This is a genomic window from Paenibacillus peoriae KCTC 3763 (assembly GCF_000236805.1).
In the GTDB taxonomy this organism is placed as follows: Bacteria; Bacillota; Bacilli; order Paenibacillales; family Paenibacillaceae; genus Paenibacillus; species Paenibacillus peoriae.
This window is the reverse complement of record NZ_AGFX01000029.1, coordinates 44,192-67,867: the sequence shown is the minus strand read 5'-3', so window position 1 is coordinate 67,867 and position 23,676 is coordinate 44,192. Positions and strand designations below refer to the sequence as shown.

19 protein-coding genes and 2 pseudogenes are annotated in these 23,676 nt (G+C 42.5%); 15 read left to right on the top strand and 6 right to left on the bottom strand.

Annotated elements, in window-relative coordinates; genetic code table 11:
* Positions 1-63: 63 nt before the first annotated feature.
* Together KQI_RS27965 and KQI_RS26960 are read left to right on the top strand one after the other, a co-directional pair.
* Complete coding sequence (locus tag KQI_RS27965) at positions 64-183, top strand: hypothetical protein (RefSeq protein WP_010347720.1); 120 nt, start codon at positions 64-66, stop codon at positions 181-183.
* 655 nt (positions 184-838) lie between these two features.
* The gene (locus KQI_RS26960) at positions 839-1,219 is read left to right on the top strand and encodes a hypothetical protein (RefSeq protein ID WP_010347719.1); all 381 of its coding nucleotides are present in this window, start codon (positions 839-841) and stop codon (positions 1,217-1,219) included.
* A 298-nt stretch (positions 1,220-1,517) separates the two neighbouring features.
* Here the strand turns inward: KQI_RS26960 and KQI_RS0115485 are convergent, their stop codons facing one another.
* The gene (locus KQI_RS0115485; RefSeq protein ID WP_010347718.1) at positions 1,518-2,654 is read right to left on the bottom strand and encodes an SPRY domain-containing protein; all 1,137 of its coding nucleotides are present in this window, start codon (positions 2,652-2,654) and stop codon (positions 1,518-1,520) included.
* A gap of 245 nt (positions 2,655-2,899) precedes the next feature.
* Here KQI_RS0115485 and KQI_RS0115480 point away from each other — a divergent pair, with 245 nt between their 5' ends.
* Positions 2,900-4,342 carry an Ig-like domain-containing protein gene (locus tag KQI_RS0115480; RefSeq protein ID WP_010347717.1) on the top strand — a complete coding sequence of 481 codons (1,443 nt, stop codon included), beginning with the start codon at positions 2,900-2,902 and terminating at the stop codon, positions 4,340-4,342.
* 425 nt (positions 4,343-4,767) lie between these two features.
* Positions 4,768-5,658, top strand: a pseudogene (locus KQI_RS29655) (glycosyltransferase family 2 protein).
* 270 nt (positions 5,659-5,928) lie between these two features.
* On the opposite strand, the gene KQI_RS0115470 reads toward KQI_RS29655, so the two are convergent.
* The 4 genes from KQI_RS0115470 to KQI_RS0115455 form a co-directional block, all read right to left on the bottom strand.
* Entirely contained in the window at positions 5,929-6,810 is an 882-nt protein-coding gene (locus KQI_RS0115470; RefSeq protein ID WP_010347716.1) for a discoidin/SUN/FTP domain-containing protein, read from the bottom strand.
* Between the two features lie 174 nt (positions 6,811-6,984).
* The gene (locus KQI_RS0115465; protein WP_010347715.1) at positions 6,985-8,100 is read right to left on the bottom strand and encodes an SPRY domain-containing protein; all 1,116 of its coding nucleotides are present in this window, start codon (positions 8,098-8,100) and stop codon (positions 6,985-6,987) included.
* A 520-nt stretch (positions 8,101-8,620) separates the two neighbouring features.
* A complete protein-coding gene (locus KQI_RS0115460) occupies positions 8,621-9,637 on the bottom strand; it encodes an SPRY domain-containing protein (protein ID WP_010347714.1) in 1,017 nt (338 codons plus the stop codon).
* Positions 9,638-10,415: 778 nt separating this feature from the next.
* Complete coding sequence (locus KQI_RS0115455) at positions 10,416-11,546, bottom strand: SPRY domain-containing protein (protein ID WP_010347712.1); 1,131 nt, start codon at positions 11,544-11,546, stop codon at positions 10,416-10,418.
* Between the two features lie 247 nt (positions 11,547-11,793).
* Between KQI_RS0115455 and KQI_RS0115450 the strand changes: the two genes are divergently transcribed.
* The 11 genes from KQI_RS0115450 (at position 11,794) to KQI_RS0115400 (ending at position 23,444) form a co-directional block, all read left to right on the top strand.
* Positions 11,794-12,036 carry a hypothetical protein gene (locus KQI_RS0115450; protein WP_411830961.1) on the top strand — a complete coding sequence of 81 codons (243 nt, stop codon included), beginning with the start codon at positions 11,794-11,796 and terminating at the stop codon, positions 12,034-12,036.
* Positions 12,037-12,366: 330 nt separating this feature from the next.
* Positions 12,367-12,978, top strand: coding sequence for a dienelactone hydrolase family protein (locus tag KQI_RS0115445; protein WP_029390182.1), 612 nt, complete (start codon positions 12,367-12,369; stop codon positions 12,976-12,978).
* A gap of 113 nt (positions 12,979-13,091) precedes the next feature.
* Positions 13,092-14,831 carry a sigma-54-dependent transcriptional regulator gene (locus KQI_RS0115440; protein ID WP_029390181.1) on the top strand — a complete coding sequence of 580 codons (1,740 nt, stop codon included), beginning with the start codon at positions 13,092-13,094 and terminating at the stop codon, positions 14,829-14,831.
* Between the two features lie 237 nt (positions 14,832-15,068).
* The gene (gene dapA, locus KQI_RS0115435; RefSeq protein ID WP_010347706.1) at positions 15,069-15,956 is read left to right on the top strand and encodes a 4-hydroxy-tetrahydrodipicolinate synthase; all 888 of its coding nucleotides are present in this window, start codon (positions 15,069-15,071) and stop codon (positions 15,954-15,956) included.
* 10 nt (positions 15,957-15,966) lie between these two features.
* Positions 15,967-17,136: an iron-containing alcohol dehydrogenase gene (locus KQI_RS0115430; protein ID WP_010347705.1), complete on the top strand. Its 1,170-nt coding sequence runs from the start codon at positions 15,967-15,969 to the stop codon at positions 17,134-17,136.
* A gap of 13 nt (positions 17,137-17,149) precedes the next feature.
* On the top strand, positions 17,150-18,427 hold the full coding sequence (locus tag KQI_RS0115425) for a four-carbon acid sugar kinase family protein (protein WP_010347704.1): 1,278 nt from the start codon (positions 17,150-17,152) through the stop codon (positions 18,425-18,427).
* 2 nt (positions 18,428-18,429) lie between these two features.
* Complete coding sequence (gene pdxA / locus KQI_RS0115420; protein ID WP_010347703.1) at positions 18,430-19,425, top strand: 4-hydroxythreonine-4-phosphate dehydrogenase PdxA; 996 nt, start codon at positions 18,430-18,432, stop codon at positions 19,423-19,425.
* A 119-nt stretch (positions 19,426-19,544) separates the two neighbouring features.
* Complete coding sequence (locus tag KQI_RS0115415) at positions 19,545-20,963, top strand: sodium:solute symporter family protein (protein WP_010347702.1); 1,419 nt, start codon at positions 19,545-19,547, stop codon at positions 20,961-20,963.
* A gap of 18 nt (positions 20,964-20,981) precedes the next feature.
* Complete coding sequence (locus KQI_RS0115410) at positions 20,982-22,169, top strand: sialidase family protein (RefSeq protein ID WP_010347701.1); 1,188 nt, start codon at positions 20,982-20,984, stop codon at positions 22,167-22,169.
* 27 nt (positions 22,170-22,196) lie between these two features.
* Positions 22,197-22,655, top strand: coding sequence for a NanQ anomerase/TabA/YiaL family protein (locus KQI_RS0115405; RefSeq protein WP_010347700.1), 459 nt, complete (start codon positions 22,197-22,199; stop codon positions 22,653-22,655).
* A 39-nt stretch (positions 22,656-22,694) separates the two neighbouring features.
* Complete coding sequence (locus tag KQI_RS0115400) at positions 22,695-23,444, top strand: SDR family NAD(P)-dependent oxidoreductase (RefSeq protein ID WP_010347699.1); 750 nt, start codon at positions 22,695-22,697, stop codon at positions 23,442-23,444.
* On the opposite strand, the pseudogene KQI_RS29285 reads toward KQI_RS0115400, so the two are convergent.
* Positions 23,436-23,603, bottom strand: a pseudogene (locus KQI_RS29285) (transcriptional regulator); the annotation flags it as partial. The gene KQI_RS0115400 and the pseudogene KQI_RS29285 sit on opposite strands and share 9 nt — an antisense overlap.
* Positions 23,604-23,676 lie beyond the last annotated feature (73 nt).

The window sequence follows — 23,676 nt, the reverse complement described above, 5'->3', positions numbered from 1 at the left end:
GCCCTGTCACAGAATGTATTTATTCATATATTAAGGTATCAACAAATAAAGGAGGTTAAAGTCATGGGTGCATATGAAGGTGCAGGCACAGGTGCATATGGCGGCGGTGTATGGACTTCCACAGCAGCAATTTTGGTGCTCTTTATTCTGTTGGTTATAATCACTAAAGCATGTTGGGTTTAATTTGTGAAAAGAATTGTTGGATAGTACAACTTCACTTAACTCAATTTTAAGGATGGTAAAATGTTGAGCCCAATGATTGCATTTGGCAATAACCTATGCGATTATTGGGTGTTTTGTCGATAGGGTAATAACTATTAGATTGAATGGTTTTAAAGTTACTTCAATGTCCACACCGTAGAAGAAAATACAGTTAGTAGCATTATTTCTCAATTTGAATGAGTGTTCACCTGAACTTAAATCCGTCTTTTCAACTATTACTTTTTTCTTATACTTATTAGCACCAGAAAAATTAATTTTTCCGACGACTTGACCGTTGATTAATACATTAGTGTTAGATGAGCCAGATAACCATGTGGTAGATATATATCTGATTTTAGAACCGATAAAATTAAATTACTATGGAGGTGTCTTATGATAAAAGGGATCGGACCCTAGTGATAACCGGTGAACTGGATCATGGGTCTGTCACAAGCTAGATGAGATGAGGATGGAACGAAAGTGGAATTTATCATTAAATAAAGGATAAATATGCAGAATCTACTTGCGTAAAGCTGGTAGATTCTTTTTTAGCAGGACAAGTTTCCCCTTACTTCGACACGCTTGGAATAGTAGATTTATTATGTAATCATAATAATATTCTAGGAGGTTTTACTGTATGAAAAAGTTTAAACCTATGTTGCTGGTAATGATTGCTGCTTTTCTAATGTTTGCTACAAGTGCTTCAGCTTCAAGTTACGTAACCACAACAAAGTGGAAAAATGAAACCTACGCTCAAAGTGACATTATTCATACAAATGGCGGAAAAGTTAGATTACGTGGTGGTTATACTGGCCCAGGTAAAGCCACAATAATGTTTATGTATTCTATTGATGGTACCTCCAGATATGGTCCAATAGGTACATATAGTTTTGACACTTTTATGAGCGGGAGAACATTTACTGATTATGTTGACGTACCTAGTGGGGGGTATTTCTACGTAGTCATTACAGGAGATGAAACTGCAGAAGCATACGGGAGAATAGACGACAAGAAATAAGTTTCGCTAAAGAGAAAAATATTGTTTAGGATAATAAGAGTGACATTCAATGTCCATGTAATGCGTAGGTCGGGGGTTCAATTCCCTTCACCAGCATCCTATTAAGTTCAAGAACAGCGTGACTTCTAGGCTTTTTGGAGGCCGCGCTTTTTTTGTTGGAATGAAGGGGAATGCAAACAGTTTGCAAACCTTTAGTTTAGTAAAGTGGTTTTAGGGCTCTCCAGCATGAAGTATCGGTAGATGGGGAACTAAAGAAGGACTCCACAGGCGTATAGCCGGATAGAGTCCTTCTTACTGTTTATTTAGTTGAATACTCGCTTACTTCAAACGTAAGGATTTTGTTGAAGATTACGTAGTCCTTGCGGTTGCTAAATGGACCTTTGTTATTATTGCGCTTGTCGATGGCAAAGAAGGAAGCACCTCTGCCAGCATCTTTAGCATCATACCAAGCGATGAAGGCATTCAGTTCTTTTTTGCTCAGATCGAATTCCTTATCAAATCCATTGTCCATTGTTATAGTCAGAATTGCACGATCACCAGTTGGTTGTGCTGGTTCGCTTGGCTCAGTAGGTTCAGACGGATCAGGCGTGGATTTCTTTAAAGTAGTAGCATTAGCTTCATTTGATACAACTTGATCCGTAGATGAGATATTTATTGAAACTACGTAGTAATAGGTAGTGTTTTCTTCAACTTTATTATCAGTGTAAGATGTACCGGAAATATCAGAGGCTATTTCTTCATACGGACCTCCAGGGGTTAACGCTCTTTCAATTTTATAAGTCGTAACTCCTGGTATTCCATCCCACTTCAATTGAATATTTTCTTCATTACCTGTTGCAGAAAGAGTTAATGAATTTTCAGGCTGTTGGTAGGGGAGGAACCCTTCTGGAATACTATACGTGAATGGAGTCGCACCAAAATTTGTATCAAACGAAAAGCTGCCAGCTGAGCCACCTGTGATCGAAGGAGTCACAATCTCTCCTGGAAGATCGCTTGGTTTAAAGGTACTTGTATAAACTAATACACCATTCTTATACCAGCTGATTTTATCATCATCCATATTCAAAGCCACACCAATAACATCCTTTAATGTGTAGGTCGTTCCAGAAGAAACAATCCCCGGAAAAGTATTTCCGTTTGCAGCATAATACATCCAATTCTGAAGAGCTCCTGTACCTGGTCCATTATATTGTTTACCTTCACCGACGATACCAATGCCAGTTGTGGTGCTTGCTTGAGCTGTTACTGCGACTTCCCAATACCATTTTCCTTTGGTTTTTCCCACACTTGCTTTGGTTCCATTTGAATCTACGGTGGCTGAAACAGACTGGCTCTTTTCCCATACTACGTTTTTTGTAGCAGCATATGTTGAAGAACTCAAGCTTATAAGAGTAAATAACCCCAATAGTAATAATGACGTAATAACTCGCTTCAAATTAATCTCTCCTTTAAGCATTTATTATTATGCGAGTTTAGCAATTTTTATATGGTATGTCTAAACATTAATGTCTATATATTCAAATATAAGTTTAATAGTGGATTTGAATTTTCTGAGAGTAATAAGCCGCTGCCGGTTCATAACTAATAGATCCTTTTTTTGTTTTGCGACAACATACGCGATACTTTGACATACATATCCATTTAGTATAGAGAAGATTTAATATACTATGGAGGTGCCATATGATAAAAGGATTTGCGAGAGGATTAATTGTATTTTTACTGGCGGCTATTTTTTCTGTACAAGGCGTCTATGCAGAATCGTCAAATCAAACGGTCAATGAGTTGGAAATTATAAGTATAGAGCCTAAAACAAACGAATCCAATGTACCAATAAATAAAATACCAATCATAACCTTTAATCAAAATATTAGAACAGGCAACAATATCAAAGACATTAAAGTTACTGCCGGAACGAATGTTGTCAATGCAACTTACAGCATTCATGATTCAAAATTAAAGATTATACCTAATGACTTACTTTCGGATAACATGGTGTACACAATTCAAATTCCAAAAGGAGCATTAGTGTATGCTAATAATGTATCGAACGAGCAAAGTTATTCGTTTAGTTTCAAGACCATAAGCGATCTGATTCCTAAAATGACATCCAATACTTTACCAAGCGGAATTGCGAATGCAAGTAGTGTATATAAAATTCCGAATTTTAAGGCAGAGCCGTATTTGGCTTTTGATGATATTAATTATGCTGATTGGAGTACGTCAGCAAATGTGCAAACAGGGTGGCTTTCTTATACTTTTCCTTCTCCGTTAGTCGTAAATAAATATATTATTGCTGCAAGTGCCACTACGTCACATGCATCACAAAGTGCACCAAAACAATGGACATTTGAAGGATTCGATGAAGTTTCAAAAAAATGGGTTGTCCTTGACACCCGTAATAATATTTCCGGATGGACGGCTAGTGGAAAAAAATCATTCAGTTTTGTAAACAAAAATGCATATGCGACATACAGGATTAACGTAAATAGGAACAATGGCTTCAACCAAACGACGATTGGTGAGCTTCAATTTTTAGGGTATAACGCTTTTGCTCCAGAAAATCTCATTGCAACTGGGGACAAAAGTCAAATAAATCTTTCTTGGGAGCCTGCAACTATTTCAAAGGGGTATAACGTTAAAAGATCCCTTACACCTGGTGGCCCCTATACAACGATTGCAACAAATATTAAAACTATGACATATACGGATACAAATGTTACAAATGGTACATTATATTATTATGTTGTATCAGCTATTAATGATGGTAATGAGACTAGCAATTCAAATGAAGCATCTGCAACACCACAGGGGGAATTGCAGCCTGATCCAGGAACAGATAATCCCTCCCAGCCTGGCCCTGAGCCATCAGAGCCGACACAACCTTCAGGAAACCGTGCCATACTGGTGATCACTATGACAACGGGTCTGGAGAAAGAATTCGATCTAAGCATGAAAGAAGTCAACGACTTCATTGCTTGGTATGAGGGTAAGCAGGCAGGAACTGGATCGGCTTCATACGCCATTAACAAGCATGACAACAATAAAGGCCCATTCAGCAGCCGAAAGGACTACATGCTGTATGATCGCATTCTGACGTTTGAAGTAAGTGAATACTCTAAATAAAGCGAAATACCCTGTTCTCTATGACAGGGTATTTCGCTTTATTTTATCCTGACTTTTCTTCTATTCAATCTTATACCAAAATATCGATATCTGTAATACCTTACGGAACCTTGTTTATTGTGGATAGGCTATAGGAGTCTTGTAAAACCCATCAAAACTCTATTTCAACGCACTCGTAATGCGTAGCCCGGGGGCGCAATGCCCTTCACCAGCATCCTTACAATCGTAAGCACAGCACGGCTTCCCGGCTTTTGGAAGCCGTGCTTTTTTGTTACCGATTAGTCCTGTCTACCAATAGTCCAAATACATATATTGTAGCGTATTTAATAATATTTGTGGTTATCGTGTGCTAAATGTGTGGAGACTTTTTCTCACAAATACTAAAATTGATTGTTATAAAATGACTAACTAGAGGGGGGATTTTTATGCCACGAGCTTCAGTTATACTGCCAGTTTATAATAATGCGGCATTTGTTTTGGAGGCAGTACACAGTATTTTAGTTCAAACCTATTCGGATTTTGAGTTAATTCTGATTGATGATGGTTCCACAGATGGATCTGCTTATCTTATTTCACAAATAACGGATCCTAGGGTAATTAAGATCTTCCATAGTCCAAATAGAGGGTTGGTAGCTACGCTAAACGAAGGTTTAAATATGGCAACAGGCGACTACATCGTTCGAATGGATAGTGATGATATTTCTACGCCAGAACGGCTAGCTGTGCAAATATCATTCATGGATCAAAACCCCTCGATTGATCTATGCGGTGGTGCTTATACTACTTCAATAGGAAGAGTGACTAGATTTAATCCAGCCAGTCATGAAGAAATTAGAACATGATTGCTTTTTCATTGCTGCATCTGTCATCCTGCCATAATAATGCGCAATAGCATGGTTCATCGGCTAGGCGTTCAGTATGATAGTAATTATCCCCATGCCGAAGACTATGAGTTGTGGAACCGATTAGCCTCTCAAATACAAATGGTTAACCTTCCTATAAATTTATTGTATTATCGTCAACATAAAGGACAAGTGTCCATTCAGCACAGGGCAATACAAGACGTTACCGCCCGGAGAATTCGACAAAGACAGTTTAGCCAGATGGGCTTGGAATTATCAGATGAAGAAAATCAGATCATGGTGGATATACTTCAGTTTAATGTGAATGCAAATGATTATAATAGTTACGTTAGAGCTTTGGGATTTGTGAATTGGGTGCTGGATCAAAACCGCAAGTATTCGGTTTACAATCAGGAACTATTAAACATGGCTTTTTCACGGTGCATATCCAAGATTCCATATTCAATAACATAGGTACTAGCAGAATCCGAAAGCATCGGTGATTAAAGATTAAAGCAGCCTGAAAGTATGAAATGAACCATATCAGGGAATGGGGTTTAATTCCCGTTCACCAGCATTTTAGTAGACTTAAGCACAGCGCGGTGTCCAAGCTTTTTGGAGGCCGCACTTATTTTGTTAGAATGAAGAGAATGCAAACAGTTTATACACCTTTAGTCTAGTAAAGTGAGTAGATGTAAAAAGGGACTCCATTGGCTTTTAGCTGGATAGAGTCCTTCTTATTGTTTATTTAATTGAATACTCGCTTACTTCAAACATGAGTATTTTGTTGAAGATGACGTAGTCTTTACGGTTACTGAATGGTCCTTTGTTGTTACCATGCTTATCAATAGCATAGGATGCTGTACCTCTGCCAGCATCTTTAGCATCATACCATGCGATGAAGGCATTCAGTTCTTTTTTGCTCAGATCAAATTCCTTCTCCAAGCCCGTATCCAGTGTTATAACTAGAATAGCACGATCGCCAGTTGGTTGGGACGGTTCTGAAGGCTCAGTTGGTTCCACTGGATCAGGAGTTTGAGTTGAAGGATCATAACCCCATATTTCCATTTCATGGATTGATAAATTAACTTGTCCACCTGAGCCTCCGTTGTTTTTTGTTACATTTATTTTATATATCTTGAATGGTTGAGGATTTGAAATATCGAACTCGTTTTTTCCAGGTTTATAATCTTTTAGGTAGTTAAAGTTTGTTTTAGAATCAAGTACCGTCCATTCTTTCCCATCATTTGAGCCCTCAAAAGTCCAAGTGCTTGGCAGTTCCGCGCCAATGGTATGATTGTTAGTTTGATAGCCACCGAAATAAAGCACATATTTATTTACGATTTTCGCATTGTCAAATTCATATGAAAGCCATCCTGATACTGAAGATGTTCCCCATGAAGTATAGCTTCCGTTTAAGCTATAACTAGGGATTCCATCAAATGCCCTGAAGCCCTCTAAACCACCCATAGCATCACTATAGGTGACTTTACCTGAAGGGCTGGTATCTGATGTCATCTTAGGTATTAGGTTAGTTGCTTCTGCTTCTGGTGTCGCTGCATGTGTTATTTGCGCGAACCAAGGGAGTAAGAATAAAGAAAGTAGAATCGGTAATAGTTTTTTCATCGTAAATTCCCTTTTTATTTTATTTGCTAAGTAACTATACAAAAGCGAAAAAAGAATTGTTTGGAATCCATAAAGATTTGACCGATCATATTCCAAGCGGAAAAAGTTTGAATTTGGGGTAAATATAACGAGGACTCCACTGGTATTTTAGCCGGATAGAGTCCTTCTTGTTGTTTATTTAGTTGAATACTCGCTTACTTCAAATGTAAGAATTTTGTTGAAAATTACGTAATCTTTTCGATTGCTGAATGGACCCTTGTTATTGGAATGTTTATCAATGGAAAAAAATGAAGCTCCTCTACCAGCATCCTTTGCGTCATACCAAGCGATAAAGGCATTCAATTCTTTTTTACTCAGATCGAATTCTTTATCAAAGCCATTGTCCATTGTTACAACCAAGATGGCACGATCGCCGGTAGGTTGTGAAGATCCATCTGGATCCGATGACCCAGGCGTTGTAGACGAACCAGGCGTTGTAGATGGATCAGGTGTTGTAGACGAACCAGGTGTTGTAGATGGATCAGGTGTTGTAGATGACCCAGGCGTTGTAGATGAACCAGGTGTTGTAGATGGATCAGGTGTTGTAGATGATCCAGGTGTTGTAGACGAACCAGGTGTTGTAGATGGATCAGGCGTTGTAGATGATCCAGGTGTTGTAGATGAACCTGAATCTTGGTAAGGCAAAAATCCTTCAGGAATCGGATATTTAAAGGAACTGGCTCCAAAATTAGCAGTGAGCGTTCTTTCTTGCGATGAACCACTCATAATCATTGGGAACACTTGTGATCCAACAAGCTCTGAAGGTTTTGCACTGTTTGTTCCTTGAGAAACCCCATTTTTATACCATGTGATCTTGTCGTTGTCCAAATCTAGAGCTACACCAATCACGTCTTTGTCGACGAACGGTTTACCAAAACTAGTTCTTTTAAGAACGTTTGATGTATTTTTTGTTTTAATAAATAATTCAGGGGTGTATCCATAGTCTAAAATGAAATCCCATGAGGTTGACGGTAATGTATCTGTTTCTCCAGTAATTCCTATGGCAGATGCCGAAGTATTATAGGAATTATCTTTTATAGTTATTTCCCAGTACCATTTACCTGAGGTTTTTCCTGTAGTTGCTTTCTCAGATTCATTACTTTTCGTGAGAGTTCTAACTAAAGATCCATTTGTCCAAGTTACATTTGTAGTCTCAGCTTTTGTAATGGTAGGGAACAAGGAGAACACGGTAACTCCAATGAGCAGGGCTAGCATCATAGTTCCTAGTTTTTTGAATATAATATTTTTCATGACTTCCTCCTAAATATATGTAATAACAAATGAATTATAAAACTCGTTTACAGGAATGTCTAAACATTTATGTCTATATATTCAAATAAAAGGGTTATGATGGAATTAAAAATCGAAGAGTAATAGAGATTTAATGTTGTAGGTACAAAAGAGCTTTACTCCAAATAAAGTCCAAATCCCCGTTAACCTCAATTTGGGTGACGGGGATTTTCGTTGTGCTTAAAATGTTTTTTGGAGTGAGTTTGCAACATTGGTGGTTCTAATAATTTCTTTCCATAAACGGAAATAAATCGCCCTTCGGACAAAGGTTAGCGGTCTATTTCTGATCATAAATCCAAGTCGACCGTTTTTATAGCGGTAGTTGTGCAGGGAGCGGTGATAGCCGTTCCCTTTTTCTCTTCTTTTGTCCATCCATTTTATTCAGCACAAAAGCGGCGAAGGCAAGCAGTTTACAAACCTTAGTCTAGTAATGTAAAAAGGACTCCACTGGCTTTTAGCCGGATAGAGTCCTTCTTGTTGTTTATTTAATTGAATACTCGCTCACTTCAAACGTGAGTATTTTGTTAAAGATGACGTAGTCCTTACGATTGCTGAAAGGACCTTTGTTGTTACTGTGCTTATCAATGGCAAAGAAGGAAGCACCTCTGCCAGCATCTTTAGCGTCATACCAAGCGATGAAGGCACTCAGTTCTTTTTTACTCAAATCGAATTCTTTATCAAAGCCATTGTCCATTGTTACAGTTAGAATAGCACGGTCGCCAGTAGGTTGCGAGGACCCATCTGTATCCGACGACCCAGGTGTTGTAGATGAACCAGGTGTTGTAGATGAACCAGGCGTTGTAGACGAACCAGGCGTTGTAGATGAACCAGGCGTTGTAGACGAACCAGGCGTTGTAGATGAACCAGGCGTTGTAGATGAACCAGGCGTTGTAGATGAACCAGGCGTTGTAGACGAACCCGAATCTTGATAAGGTAGAAATCCTTCAGGGATAGGATATTTAAAATCGCTTGCTCCAAAATTAGCTTCAAAAGATATTTTCGAACCAGTTCCACTTGAAACCAGAGGGAAAATCTGGGTCCCCTCTAGTTCAGATGGTTTAATGGGATTAGCTCCGCGTGAAACCCCATTAGCGTACCAAACTATTTTATCGTTATCTAAGTCCAATGCAATGCCGATAACGTAACCAGCTCCAAAACCATAATTGTAAGGTAGCTTTACTGGTGATTTGATATTATTCCAAATATCACCACTATACCCATAAAATGCTTGATATTGTTTGTCCGATTCACCTGTTATTCCTACGAATGAAGCAACATTGTCTACCTTTACTTCCCAATACCATTTCCCATTTGTTTTCCCCACTGTCGCTCTGTCGCTTTTTCCTGACCCATCAAGAGAAGTTACTAAAGATCCATTTGTCCAAGTTACGTTTTTAGTCTCAGCTTTTGTAACGGTAGGGAACAAGGAGAACACTGAAGCTCCAATGAGTAGAGCTAACATCATTGTTCCTAGTTTTTTGAATATGATATTTTTCATGACTTCCTCCTAAATATATGTAGTAACAAGTGAATTATAGAACTCGTTTACAGGAATGTCTAAACATTTATGTCTATATATTCAAATAAAAGGGTTGTTATGGAATTAAAAATCCGAAGAGTAATAGAGCTTTAATGTTGTAGGTATAAAAGAGCTTAACCACTACTGTAGGTGTTGTAGGATAATTGAACTCGCTAGAAGATCAATTGTATTTTACTAGTGGCTATTTTTTTAGCGAAAGGTGTTATCCTGAATCATCGACACCCAACCAACAAGCAGCAGTTGAGTATACCCTGGAGTTCTCGAGTTCATGCTACCCTGAACTTGGGTGTAAAACTAAGGACGCAATAACAATAATTCCGATTAAAGGTCGATGGCAATGTGTGCAGAAGGTACTGATATCTAATATCTAACCCCTAGTGATATCCGAGGAGCAGATCATGGGTAAGTATCAGTTAGATGGGCATGCGGCTGGAGCAAAGGTGGAATTTTGTGAAATAAGGATGAGGGACTCTACTGATTAGCAACTGGTGAGTTTCACTTATAAAGAATTACATGCTGTACGATCGTATCCTGACGTTTGAAGTAAGTGAATACTCCAAATAAAGTCCAATCCCCGTTAATCTCAATTTGGGTGACAGGGATTTTCGTTGTGCTTAATTTGTACATCCATTTTATTCAGCACAAAAGCGGCGAAGGCAAGCAGTTTACAAACCTTAGTCTAGTAAATGTAAAAAGGACTCCACTGGCTGTAGCCGGATAGAGTCCTTCTTGTTGTTTATTTCGTTGAATATTCGCTTACTTCAAACGTGAGTATTTTGTTAAAGATGACGTAGTCCTTACGATTGCTGAAAGGACCTTTGTTATTATTGTGCTTGTCAATGGCAAAAAAGGAAGCACCTCTGCCAGCATCTTTGGCATCATACCAAGCGATGAATGCACTCAGTTCTTTTTTACTCAGATCGAATTCCTTATCAAATCCATTGTCCATTGTTACAGTTAGAATAGCGCGGTCACCAGTTGGTTGCGAGGACCCATCTGTATCCGATGACCCAGGCGTTGTAGATGAACCAGGTGTTGTAGATGAACCAGGTGTTGTGGACGAACCAGGCGTTGTAGACGAACCAGGTGTAGTAGACGAACCAGGTGTAGTAGACGAACCAGGCGTTGTAGACGAACCAGGTGTTGTGGACGAACCAGGTGTAGTAGACGAACCAGGTGTAGTAGACGAACCGGGTGTAGTAGACGAACCAGGTGTAGTAGACGAACCAGGTGTTGTAGATGAGCCCGAATCTTGATAAGGTAAAAATCCTTCAGGAACAGGATATTTAAAATTACTCGCGCCAAAATTAGCAGTGAGTTTTTTTTCTGATGCATTACCATTGTAGATTAGTGGGAACACTTGTGATCCAGCAAGCTCCGAAGGTTTTGCAATGCTTGTTCCTTGGGAAATCCCATTTTTATACCATGTGACTTTGTCGTTGTCCAAATCTAAAGCTACACCAATCACGTCATTGCCGCCAAACATATCACCATAATTAGTTCTTAGAATATTGTTTGATGTGTTTTTTGTTCTAATTAACAATTGACCATCCACTCCGTATTTTGCCATTATATCCCATGAAGTTGAGGGGAGTGTCCCTGTTTCGCCAGTAATTCCTATTAAAGTTATAGAATCGTACCTATTATCATTTACGCTTACTTCCCAGAACCATTTGCCTGAGGTCTTCCCGACAGTTGCTTTGTCAGCATCACCGTTATTCCCAAGAATTCTTACTAAAGAACCATTCGACCAAGTTACATTTGTAGTCTCAGCTTTTGTTACTGTAGGGAACAATGAGAACACGGAAACTCCAATGAGTAGGGCTAACACTATTGTTCCTAGTTTTTTGAGTATGATATTTTTCATGACTTCCTCCTAAATATATGTAATAACAAATGAATTATAGAACTGGGTTGGGGGAATTGTCCAAACATTAAATCCTATATATTACAAAATAAGATGTATAATGGAATTTAAATTTCAAAGAAACGTAGGCCGTCGATAATTTATAAAGGTACTCGGCATTAAAATTGGGTGGAACAAGGGATAACATACACAGAAATGGCTAGCGTAGAAGGAATCCATATAGGGTTCACCGAATGGAATATTTGAGGTGATCGTTTTGAATCGCACATTTAAAGTATTGAAGACAGACATGGAATTGTTTGGAGCTGCTTTGGTTCAGTTGCATGTATACGTCGTGTCCGTTGATGAGGAGTTACGCGTAGCATTTGAGGATTATGGGGGAGTCGTAGAGGAGATTACACCGGAATCGGTCAGGATTGCGGGTAAAATTTTTAGGCGAGACCAGCTTGAATTTCGTGTAGAACTAGGAGCAGGAAAAAACGCTGGATGATCTAATAACTCCGCTGGTTTATAGCCAGTACGGAGTTATTTTGCTGCATAGTTACATTAGCATTTTGCATAATTCGAATCCTAACGCTAAAGGTACAAGACATAGACGAGCTAAACCGTTTCGATCTATATATTGCTGAATTGAAATATGTTGTTCTCACAGCATACGCATAAAGCTTTTCATCTTTTGAATTTGTAAAAACAATATGTACCACCATCACCGAAATCGATATAATGTTCCTATTGTAAGCGTTACTGCTTGATAAAATCTTTTGCGGAATCGATCCAAACTACTTGTTTTCCCATATTCAAACCTGGTTAGGGGTGCAACATGATACGCATGGATAAAAAGTCGGACACCGTAATCGTTGTGCTGCACGAGATCTACGGGATTAACCAGCATATACAGCATATGTGCAAATTATTATCGGATCAGGGTTATGACGTTATTTGTCCGGATTTACTGGGAAGAGGAACCCCCTTTGACTATTCGCAAGAAGAAGCTGCCTATCTTAATTTTGTGGAAAATGTAGGTTTTGCCCACGCTTCATCTCAAATTAAAAGCCTATTATCAAGTATTCGAGATCGCTATAAAAAAATATGTATCGTCGGGTTTAGTGTAGGGGCAACGATTGCCTGGCTGTGCAGTGAAGAAAAAGGTATTGACGGAATTGTAGGATTTTATGGCTCGCGTATTCGAAATTATTTGGAGATGGTTCCACAATGTCCAACGCTGCTGTTTTTCCCACAGGAGGAAACATCATTTGATGTAGATGAGCTGATTTCAGCCTTAAATAATCACCACAATGTCAGGGTAAATCAATATAACGGACAACATGGATTCAGTGACCCGTACTCTTCGCGATATCATGTACATTCAGCACAAAAATCGTTAAACGAAATGCTGGATTTTTTTCGAGAGAACGGACGATTTCATGAGTGATGAGGTATCGAAGAAAAGGGACGAAATGCCCTGTTTGAACCTCATTGAGGTATAACTTACAATAGCAAATATAATCTGTCAGGCGAAGAAGAGAGAGTACTGGGGTGAACCAAATGAAGGTATTGGCAATTGCACCGTATGAAGGATTAAAAGAACTGATGATCGAACTGGCGGAAAAAGAGCAATTTGACCTGGAAATAGAGGTTGGGGATTTGCAGGCCGGACTGAAACTGGCTAAAAAGGCTGTTGCAGACGGTGTAAATGTAATCATCAGCAGAGGCGGTACGGCTGAGATGATACAAAAGGAAGTTTTGGTGCCGGTAGTAGAGATTGAAATCTCGGGCTATGATATTTTGCGGGTGCTGACACTGACTAAAAATTACAATGAAAAAACAGCGATTGTCGGCTTTCCGCCAATTGCGCACGGTGCAGCTGCGGTATGCGATGTCATGGATATGGATATATCCACTTACGTCACGGATAAAGATAGCGTTGAGGGATTACTGGTCCGCCTTAAAGCTGAGGGATACAGGATGATTATCGGTGATGTAGTGACTGTGGGCAAGGCTGAGCAGCTTGGACTAAGTGGTGTGCTCCTGACATCAGGAAGAGAAAGTGTGCTAAAGGCTTTTCAGAATGCGAAGAAGATACATGAACTGATGGAGAGATTGAAGGACGAATTTATAGTGCCGCATCGTATTGTCAAGGAGTCGTCTACCGGGTTTGTGGTATTTGACGAGAACGGGAAATCTATATTTGCCAATAATTCTGCTCCGAATCCAGCAGCCTTCGAACAGATGGTCCAGGAAAGGAATGCTTTTTCTGTACTAAAGGAAAAGGGCTTTTTCCAAGGGACATTCAGAACAGACCAGCATAGCTGGCAAGTAGAGGGGGAGCGGCTGGACCAATCGGACCGCATGCTGTACAGCTTCCAGATCAAAAGCAGCAGTGACGTGAAGTTTCGGGAAATAGAAGGGGTTACGATGATCCTTCCATTTGAAAAGAATATGACCTATATGAATCATATGGATATGGTGAAGTCAGAGCCCATGAAAAAATTAATCGACGAGTCTCTGAAGCTGTCCGAAATGGATGAGCATTTTGAGATTCAAGGGCGAGTAGGCACGGAAAAGGAATTGATAGCTGAATATATCCATTTTAAAAGCCGACGCCACCACGCGCCGCTGCTGATCGTGGATGCTTTGCAAATTTCAGATCAGCAATGGAGCTGTTTATTTGCAGAAAATACGATACTGCCGGATGGAACTCTATATATTAAAAATATAGATTGCATTACGTCGGAACAGCAGAAGATGCTGCTGCAGTGGTTACTCGACTCTGCGCCCAAAGCCAGGCTAATTACGTCATGGGCAAAGGCCCCCGAGAATGATTTTCAGGAAGACAGCGTTCTTTATCAGTTATATGAACTCTGTGGTCGGCTTCATATCCGTATTCCGGACTTGAAGGAGAGGGGCGAGGATATGATTCGTCTTGCCAATCTTTTAATCCATGAATGCAATGAAAAATTCGGAAAGCAGATTGTTGGGCTGCGGCCAGAGGCAGAACAATTGCTTAGAGCATCTACATGGCCGGGCAATGTGGATCAATTACGCAGAACCATGTACCAGTGTGCCATGCAGACGAATACAGCATATGTGGAAGCACGTGATCTGGAGACTGAATTATATGCAGCCGACATTACGTATGAGACAGGAATAAATTTACAGGGAACGCTAGAGGAAATTGAACAGGACATTATCCGAAAGGTTTTTATAGAGGAAAATGAAAATCAGACAAATACCGCCAAAAGACTAGGCATTAACCGGACCACCTTATGGCGTAAATTAAAATAGTATACCAGGCTATATTTGCAGCCCCCTAAAGCCGGAACGAATTCATTGAAAATTCGTCCAATACGGCTTTAGGGGGTTTTTATTGCGAAAAAAGTTCTAACAACACAATAGAATTGTTGCAATATGAAACAGTATAAATTTATTTTTGGAATACAAATAAATTATGTTGCTAAATAGAACACTATGAATTACAATTTCATTGTAAACGCTTAACAAACATTCGTCAGGGGGATATACATGCTACTTAACTTTGAGGGGATATACCCCGCTTTATTGACTCCTTTTACGAAAGAAGAAGCAGTGAACGAGCCTGTGTTGAGACAACTCATTCATCGTTTGATTGATGCGAACGTACATGGAATTTTTGCCTTGGGCACCAACGGAGAATTTCATGTGCTTACGACCGAACAAAAGCTGAGAATAGCTGAAATTGCAGTGAAGGAAGCAGCCGGTAGAGTTCCTGTAATGGTGGGAAGCGGGGGCAATAGTACCGGGGAAGTGATTGAGCTTTCGCAGGCCATGGAGCAGTTGGGGGTTGATGCCCTGTCGGTCATTACACCTTACTTCATACCTCCGACACAGGAGGAAGTTGAGGAACACTACACCAAAGTAGCCGCTTCGGTCTCTATTCCGGTACTGCTATATAACATCCCTTCCAAGACAGGGTTTTCCTTTACTCCGGAAACGGTAGCTCGTTTGGCCAAGGTTCCGAACATTATTGGCATCAAGGACAGCAGCGGCGATTTTAACAATATCAAGCAATACATTGATCATACACGTGATGAAAATTTTGCAGTCATCGCAGGGACGGATTCCCTTATTCTGCAAACGCTTCAAGCGGGCGGCACGGGTGCCGTGGCGGCTACTGCCAACCTGCTGCCGGAGACGGTCGTGGCGATCTACGATCACTGGAAGGCCGGAGATAACGATAAGGCACAGACCGCACAGCAGGAACTGCAACCCTTGCGTGACACATTCGGGCTGACGAGTATACCCGCTTCATTGAAGAAGGCGGTCGAATTATCCGGCATTCCGGTAGGTCCGCCCAAAGCACCTATTCAGGAGGCCAAGGGAGAAGCGCTTAAACAAATAGAAGCGGCTGTGAAATATTATCAATCCAAATAGGAGGTTCTCAATGCTAACAACTTACCAATTTCAGACGGCGGCCCGTATTCTGGCTGGTGAAAATACATTATTGCAACTGACAGATCATCTGGCAGCGATTCATCCTCATATTCAAAGAGCGCTCATTCTGACGCAGCCTGCACTCCAGCAAATGGGCTACACCGGCAGTATAGAGCAGCAATTGACGGACAAGGGCATTTTGTTCGATGTATGCACCTCCATTTTACCGGAGCCGACGGAGCAGAATATTGAAGAAACCTTTGCGGCTTTTTCGGAGCACAAATATGAGCTGCTCATCGGCTTGGGCGGCGGCAGTGTGCTGGATGCGACCAAAATTTTATCCGTGCTTATGACCAATGACAAAAGGATCAAGGATATGCTGGGCACGAATCTGGTCGAGCATCCCGGCATTCCGACGGTCTTGATCCCAACCACATCGGGTACAGGGTCCGAGGTGACACCCAATGCGATTGTTACTATCCCGGATCAGGAATTGAAAATCGGCATTGTCAGCTCCTATCTGCTTCCGCAGCTGGTGATTCTCGACCCGGTGCTGACACAGGGGCTGCCAAAGCCGATCACCGCTGCGACTGGAATGGATGCCTTTACCCATTCGATTGAGTCATTTATATCGAATAAAGCCAACTATTTCAGTGATATGTTCGCTTTGGAATCCATCCGGCTGATTTCCTCCAGCATTATTGAAGCCTATGAGGATGGTGCTTCTATCTCGGCCCGTGAAAAAATGCTGCTGGGGTCAACCTATGGGGGAATGGCGCTTACTGCCGCAGGCACGGCGGCTGTTCATGCTCTGGCTTACCCGCTGGGTGGCAAATATGGTATTCCTCACGGGGTAGCCAATTCGATGCTGCTGCCGCATGTGATGGAATTTAATATGGACCATTGTGTAGAAAGGCTGACACTCGTTGCCGAGCCGATGGGAATTGATACAACAGGACTATCACCGGAAGAAGCAGCTCTGCGCGTTATCGAACAAATCCGGGAATGGACCGCAAAACTGAACATTCCACAAGATTTAAAAGAGTACGGCGTGCAGGAGAAGGATCTGAAAGCCTTGGCACAGTCAGCTTCCGAGGTGACCAGGCTGCTAAACAACAATCCCAAGGTGCTGAGTCTTGAGGATATGGAACAGATTTATCGCAAACTGATTGACGTTTAAAGGGAGGATTTATGTGAGAATTGCCATTGTCGCCGACGATCTTACAGGTGCAAATGATTGCGGGGGACAGTTGGTTCGTTACGGAATGAAGGTTTCCGTTCAGATTAATCCGGTCTTTTCCGAAGAAACGGATTATGATGCCGTCGTGTTTAACACGGTCAGTCGCTCTCTTCCCGCAGATCAGGCATCAGCCATTGTAAAAGAGATCAGCACGTACGTGAACACCCAATCTTTTGACATTATTTATAAAAAAATTGATAGCACGATGCGTGGCAATATCGGTACTGAACTGAACGCCATGTATGAGGTCATACGACCTGATTTTGTTATGATCGCTCCCGGTTATCCCAAAAATGGCCGTCAAATTATTGAACGAATACACCACTTGAATGGCCGGAAGCTGCATCATACCGAAGTAAGCCGGGACCCCAAAACTCCTGTATTGAAATCCGATGTTGTGGACCTGATTGCAGAGCAAACAGGCCACCGTGTCGGCCATTTGTCCAAAGCAGATCTGGATCAGGGCGAGGCTTATATTTCACAGAAATTGCACGCGTTCAAAGAGCAGGGGCTTACGTATATTGTTTCCGATTCTGTAATTGAACAGGATTTGGAGATGCTGGTGAAGGCGATTACAGCCCTGCCGTACAAAATTGTCTGGGTCGGCTCGGCTGGGATGATGAACCATCTACCCAAAGCTTATCAGGTTCAAGAGAAGCATATGGTCAAACCGATTCAGCTTACAGCACAGCCTGTTCTGTTGGTTATAGGAAGCGTTAGTAAAATGGGACGTACTCAGCTCCAACACCTGATGGATAGCGGACGTGCACACCGAGTGGAGGTTCGCTCGGAAAAGGTACTGACAGAAGGTCATGAAAGACAACAAGAGATGGAACGTGTACACAGAGAAGCATCCATCGGCCTGTCCAACGGTAAAAATGTCGTCATTGTAGCGTCCGACAACATGAAAGAAACCAGAGAGACGGGAGCACAACTAGGCATGACTCCTATCCAAATCAGTGACGCAATCTCCACTGGTCTGGGCATATTAACCAAAAAAATAGTTGAAGAGCTTGAAATCAAGAAATTGTTTCTTACAGGTGGTGATACGGCATATCAGGTATTGGAGCATTTGGATATCCAGGAGATTGAATTGGTGGAGGAACTGGAACCGGGTGTGCTGTTGGGCCAATCCATTGCCAACCAAATGTATGTTGTCACAAAAGCAGGGAATTTTGGCTCGGATAAGACTTTGGAACATGTCATCGACAAACTTCAGGGAGGTGTGTAAGCGTGGGCAAGCCAATTATCGGTATTACCATGGGGGATGCAGCAGGAGTAGGACCAGAGATTATCGTCAAAGCACTCCTGCATGAACAGGTCTATGAGCAGTGCAGCCCGGTTGTCATCGGAGATGCCAAAAGCATGCTTCGGGCCATCGATCAGACGGGTGCAGCACTTGTGCTCAACAAAGTGAACAGTATAGAGGAATGTCAATTTACACGCGGTGTCATCGATTGTTATGATCTGGATTTACTGCCGGATCATCTGAAGCAAGGGGAGGTTTCGGCAGAAGCGGGAGATGCGGCGTTTCAATTTATCCAGAAGGCAGTTGAATTGGCTCTATCCAATCAATTGCAGGCCGTGTGTACGGCTCCGTTAAATAAAGAAGCCTTGCATAAAGGAGGCCATTTATATCCTGGCCACACTGAAATTTTTGCCGAACTGACGGATACCCAAAATTACTCCATGATGTTGTCGTCTCCCAAGCTCAAGGTTATTCATTTGACTACTCATGTGGGTTTAAAAAAGGCAATTGATATCATCACACCGGAGCGAACCTACAATGTCATTCGGTTGGCGCATGATACGCTGGTACGAGCAGGCTATGAAAACCCTCGGATTGCTGTATGCGGTATTAATCCGCATGCCGGGGAAAATGGTCTGTTCGGTGAAGGGGAAGAAGAAGAGAAACTGATTCCGGGCATCGAAAGAGCGGTACAGGAAGGGATCAATGCCAGCGGCCCACATCCGGCAGATACACTGTTCTTCCGTGCTGTACGCGGAGATTTCGATATCGTTATCGCTTGTTATCATGACCAGGGGCACGTCCCGATCAAGGTGCTGGGGCTGGAAGAAGGCGTCAATATCACAGTCGGGCTAAAAGGCGGTTTCATCCGCACTTCGGTGGATCATGGTACAGCATTTGATATTGCCGGCAAAAATGTTGCTGACGAAAGAAGTATGCTGGCTGCCATAGCGTCGGCTGTAGAGCTATCTCCCAAATAATACGAGTACGAGAGATGCGAATAGGACCTGATGATCCGGCTGCTGCCGGTTCATTTCAGGAAATGAAAGCGCTTATAATTTGATTTTTAAGTATTTTGGAGCATGAAGGGAGCCTTCAGATGGAAAATTTAAGCGCAGGTACGATACTTTTTATATTGATCGTAATTGCTGTCTATATCGTTTTTACAACCATATTGACTTTTAAAATGCGTAGTAAATCCAGTTCTGAGTTTAATAATGCAGCCAAATCTTTACCCGCTATTGTCGTTGGTGTCTTGATGATGTCCGAGTTTATCGGAACCAAATCGACGATAGGCACTGCAGAATCCGCATTTACACATGGTATAGCTTCTTCATGGTCACTTTTGGCGGGATCTATCGGCTTTTTCCTATTCGCTTTCTTTCTGGTCAGCAGGTTTTATAATACAGGCCATTATACCATTTCCGGGATCGTGCGTGAGAAGTTTGGTCCATCCACCAAAACGGTCGTATCCATTATTATGATTGTGTCTCTGCTGGTCGTCAATTTGGGGAATTATCTGAGCGGGGCAGCGGCTATTTCTTCCATTTTGGGAATTCCGATTATGACTTGTGCCATCATTACGATGATTATCAGCACCATCTACTTTACGTTTGGCGGGATGAAGGGCGTGGCATGGATCACCATGATTCACTCGACCTTCAAATATGCGGGTATTTTGCTTACCGCGTTTATTGCATTGTATATGACTGGCGGTTTAAAGCCAATGCAACTCGCGCTGCCTGAACACTATTTTACCTGGGACGGCACCATCGGAACGAGCAAAATTATCGCATGGATCATCGGTACGATGGGGGCGATCTTTTCAACCCAATTCATTATTCAGGCCGTTACGTCTGCCAAAAATGCCAAAGCAGCCAAGCGTGCTACTATCTATGCCGGTCTGCTGTTTCTTCCGCTTGGTTTGGCTGTATCCATCATCGGTGTATGTGCGCGCTATTTGTACCCGGATATTGATCCGATTTATGCGTTTCCCGTGTTCTTGCAGCATATGAATCCGATACTCAGTGCGATTGTTGCCACTTCACTGGTAGCTTCCATTTTTGTAGGCGTGTCAACCGTAGCCCTTTCAACGACAACGTTGTTAATGGATGATTTTGTACTCCCGAGAATGAAGGAGGTTACTCCAGAAAAGCAATTGAAAATGACGCGGATCATCTGTATTGTGGTAGGAATCATTCCGTTGCTGGGCGTGGCTTTTGCCCCGGAATTGCTGTCGCTTTCCTTCTTTACCCGCGCGTTGCGTGCATCTATTGCCGTTGTTGCGGGAATGGGCTTCTTCCTGCCAATGTTCAGTTCCAATCGTGGAGCAACCATTGGGCTTTCCATGTCCGCTTTAGGCACAACCATATGGTACTTGCTGGGTGATCCTTACGGAATCGATAATATGTACATTGCTGTTGTGACACCGCTGATTGTGATGTTGATTGATCGGTTCATTGGTAAGCCCCAACAAAGCGAAAAGTCTCCTGAGACGGAAATCATAAACGAGAATTAGAAACAGGGAGGATTCAAAATGAATAACAAGCAGGAAAAAGCTGCCTTTCATTATAAAGTTACGCAGGCAGGCAACGAAACATATCGCAAAGACGCTTTTATTCCTTCGGATGCCATACAAAATCATGCGGCCAACCTGCTGCCATTGGATAACGGCGACTTGTTATGCGTATGGTTTGCCGGTACCCAGGAAGGGATACCTGATATTTCTATCTATCTGTCCAGATTGAATAAAGGAGCGGAGGAATGGACGGAGCCTATTAAACTATCTGACGATCCGACGCGTTCGGAACAAAATCCAGTTCTCTTTTCCGCTCCTGACGGCAAGCTGTGGCTGTTATATACAGCGCAAAAATCCGGCAACCAGGACACGGCAATTATTCGTTACCGGATCTCCGAGGACGAAGGTTACACTTGGGGAGATATCGGTACGTTGTTCGATACGCCCGGTACTTTTATTAGACAGCCGATCACGGTGCTGGATAATGGAGACTGGCTGTTGCCTATCTGGTATTGCTACACGAATCCCGGCGAGAAGTGGACGGGAAATAAAGATGTAAGCGCGGTGAAAATTTCCTCCGATCAAGGTCGAACCTGGACAGAGGCCAGCGTGCCGGATAGCTTGGGTTGTGTCCATATGAATATCGAAAAATTGGATGACGGCAGGCTGATTGCACTTTTCCGTAGCCGCTGGGCTGATTATATCTACCAAAGTGAATCCGTGGATCACGGAAGAACATGGAGCAGTCCACAGCCGACCTCACTGCCCAACAACAATTCGTCAATTCAATTTACGAAACTGGACAACGGCCATCTGGCACTAGTTTTTAATAACATCAGTGCGAATGAATCCATGGAGCGCAGAGCTTCGTTGTATGATGAAATTGAAGATGAGGAGGAGGAAGCAGTTGTTGAGCCTGTCACTGTTTCGGCAGCCGAGGAGCGTCAGGCCTTCTGGGGAGCACCGAGAGCGCCAATGACCGTTGCCATTTCCAAAGATAACGGGCTCACCTGGTCGGAAGTCAAAAATATTGAGGTAGGGGACGGCTATGCCATGACGAATAACTCCAGGGAAAAGCTGAATCGGGAATATTCGTACCCTTCCATCAAGCAATCCAAAGACGGGAAGATCCATATCGCATTTACCTACTTCCGACAGGCCATCAAGTACGTTGTTATTACCGAGCCATTTGTAGAGAGTAGATAATCACGTGCAGCAAAGGAGGTTGTTCCCATGATCGTGGCCAGATTGGAACAGGAGGAGCGATACCGTCGTATCTACCCGCAGTTTGAGCAGGCTTTCTTATTTCTACAGCAAACACCGCTCTCAGAGCTTGCAGAAGGGAAATATGAGATAGACGGTCAGCAGGTTTATGTGCTGGTGCAAGAGTATGATACTAAGCCCGAGGCTGAATGCCGCTGGGAAAGTCACCGTGAATATATCGACATCCAATATATAGTGTCAGGCAGGGAGCAAATTAATTATGCACCGCTCGACCAGCTCACGGGGGGCTCTGATTATGTAGCGGATAAGGATAAGATCAACTACGAATCCTCAGTGAGTCCGGGCAGTTCATTGCAGCTAGGTGCAGGCCAGTTTGCTGTGTTTTTCCCCGAGGATGGCCATCAGGCATGCATTCGTTCCGGCCAGACCGAGCACGTGAAAAAAATGGTTATTAAGGTGAAAATTTAACCTTGTTAAAACATAGAAATGGAAAGGGAGGAGTGGCCCATGATGCTCTTGGAGGGGCGTATAGCAGTTGTGACCGGAGCCAGCAGAGGGATCGGCAGATCTATAGCACTCACACTAGCCGAACAGGGGGCCTCCCTTGTTATTAACGGGACCCGTGAAGACCTGCTGCTTGATCTGGCAGCGGAAGTGAATGCGCTGGGTCAGACATGCGTCATCTGTACAGGAGATGTCTCGGATAAAGAGACTGCCCATAAAGTGGCCCATACCGCTATTGAACATTTTGGTTGCATAGATATCTTGGTGAACAATGCAGGGATCAACATGCGTACCTCAACCCTGGAAATGGATACTAAGGATTGGCAAAAGGTGCTGGATGTGAATCTGAACGGTACGTTATATTTGTGCATGGCTGTATTACCCCATATGATTGAAAATAATTATGGGAAAATTGTAAATGTGACTTCTACGACTGCCAAAACTCCCCATCGGAATGCGGCACCGTCGTACGGAGCATCTAAAGCGGGAGTGAATTATTTAACCCAGCATTTGGCCTTGGAGATGGCCAGGCACAATATTTACGTAAATGCCGTGTGCCCTGGCCCGATTGATACCGATATGAGCAAACAATGGACACAGGAATATCGTCAGCAAGCCATCGCCCGGATACCGCTTGGGAAGCTGGGTACTCCCGAAAACGTAGCTGATACGGTATTATTTTTGGCTTCGAAGATGTCAGACTTTATAACCGGGGAATCGATAAATGTGAATGGTGGCACTTATATGAATTGATAGCTCTCCATCCAAAAGGGCACTCCCCAAGGCCCCGACCAAGTGGTGGCGCCGTTCACTCCAATCCAGGCATTTATGGGAGAAGGAGCGGCGTCCTTTCTTAAGCATCCCCTTTTCAATCAAGAAATCCATGATCTGTACGCCTAAATGACCTGCAACCTATTCAGATTGAAGCTGAGGTGGGGGATATCCTCCACCTTTTTTTGCGTTGACAACATACCCCTGTAGGTAT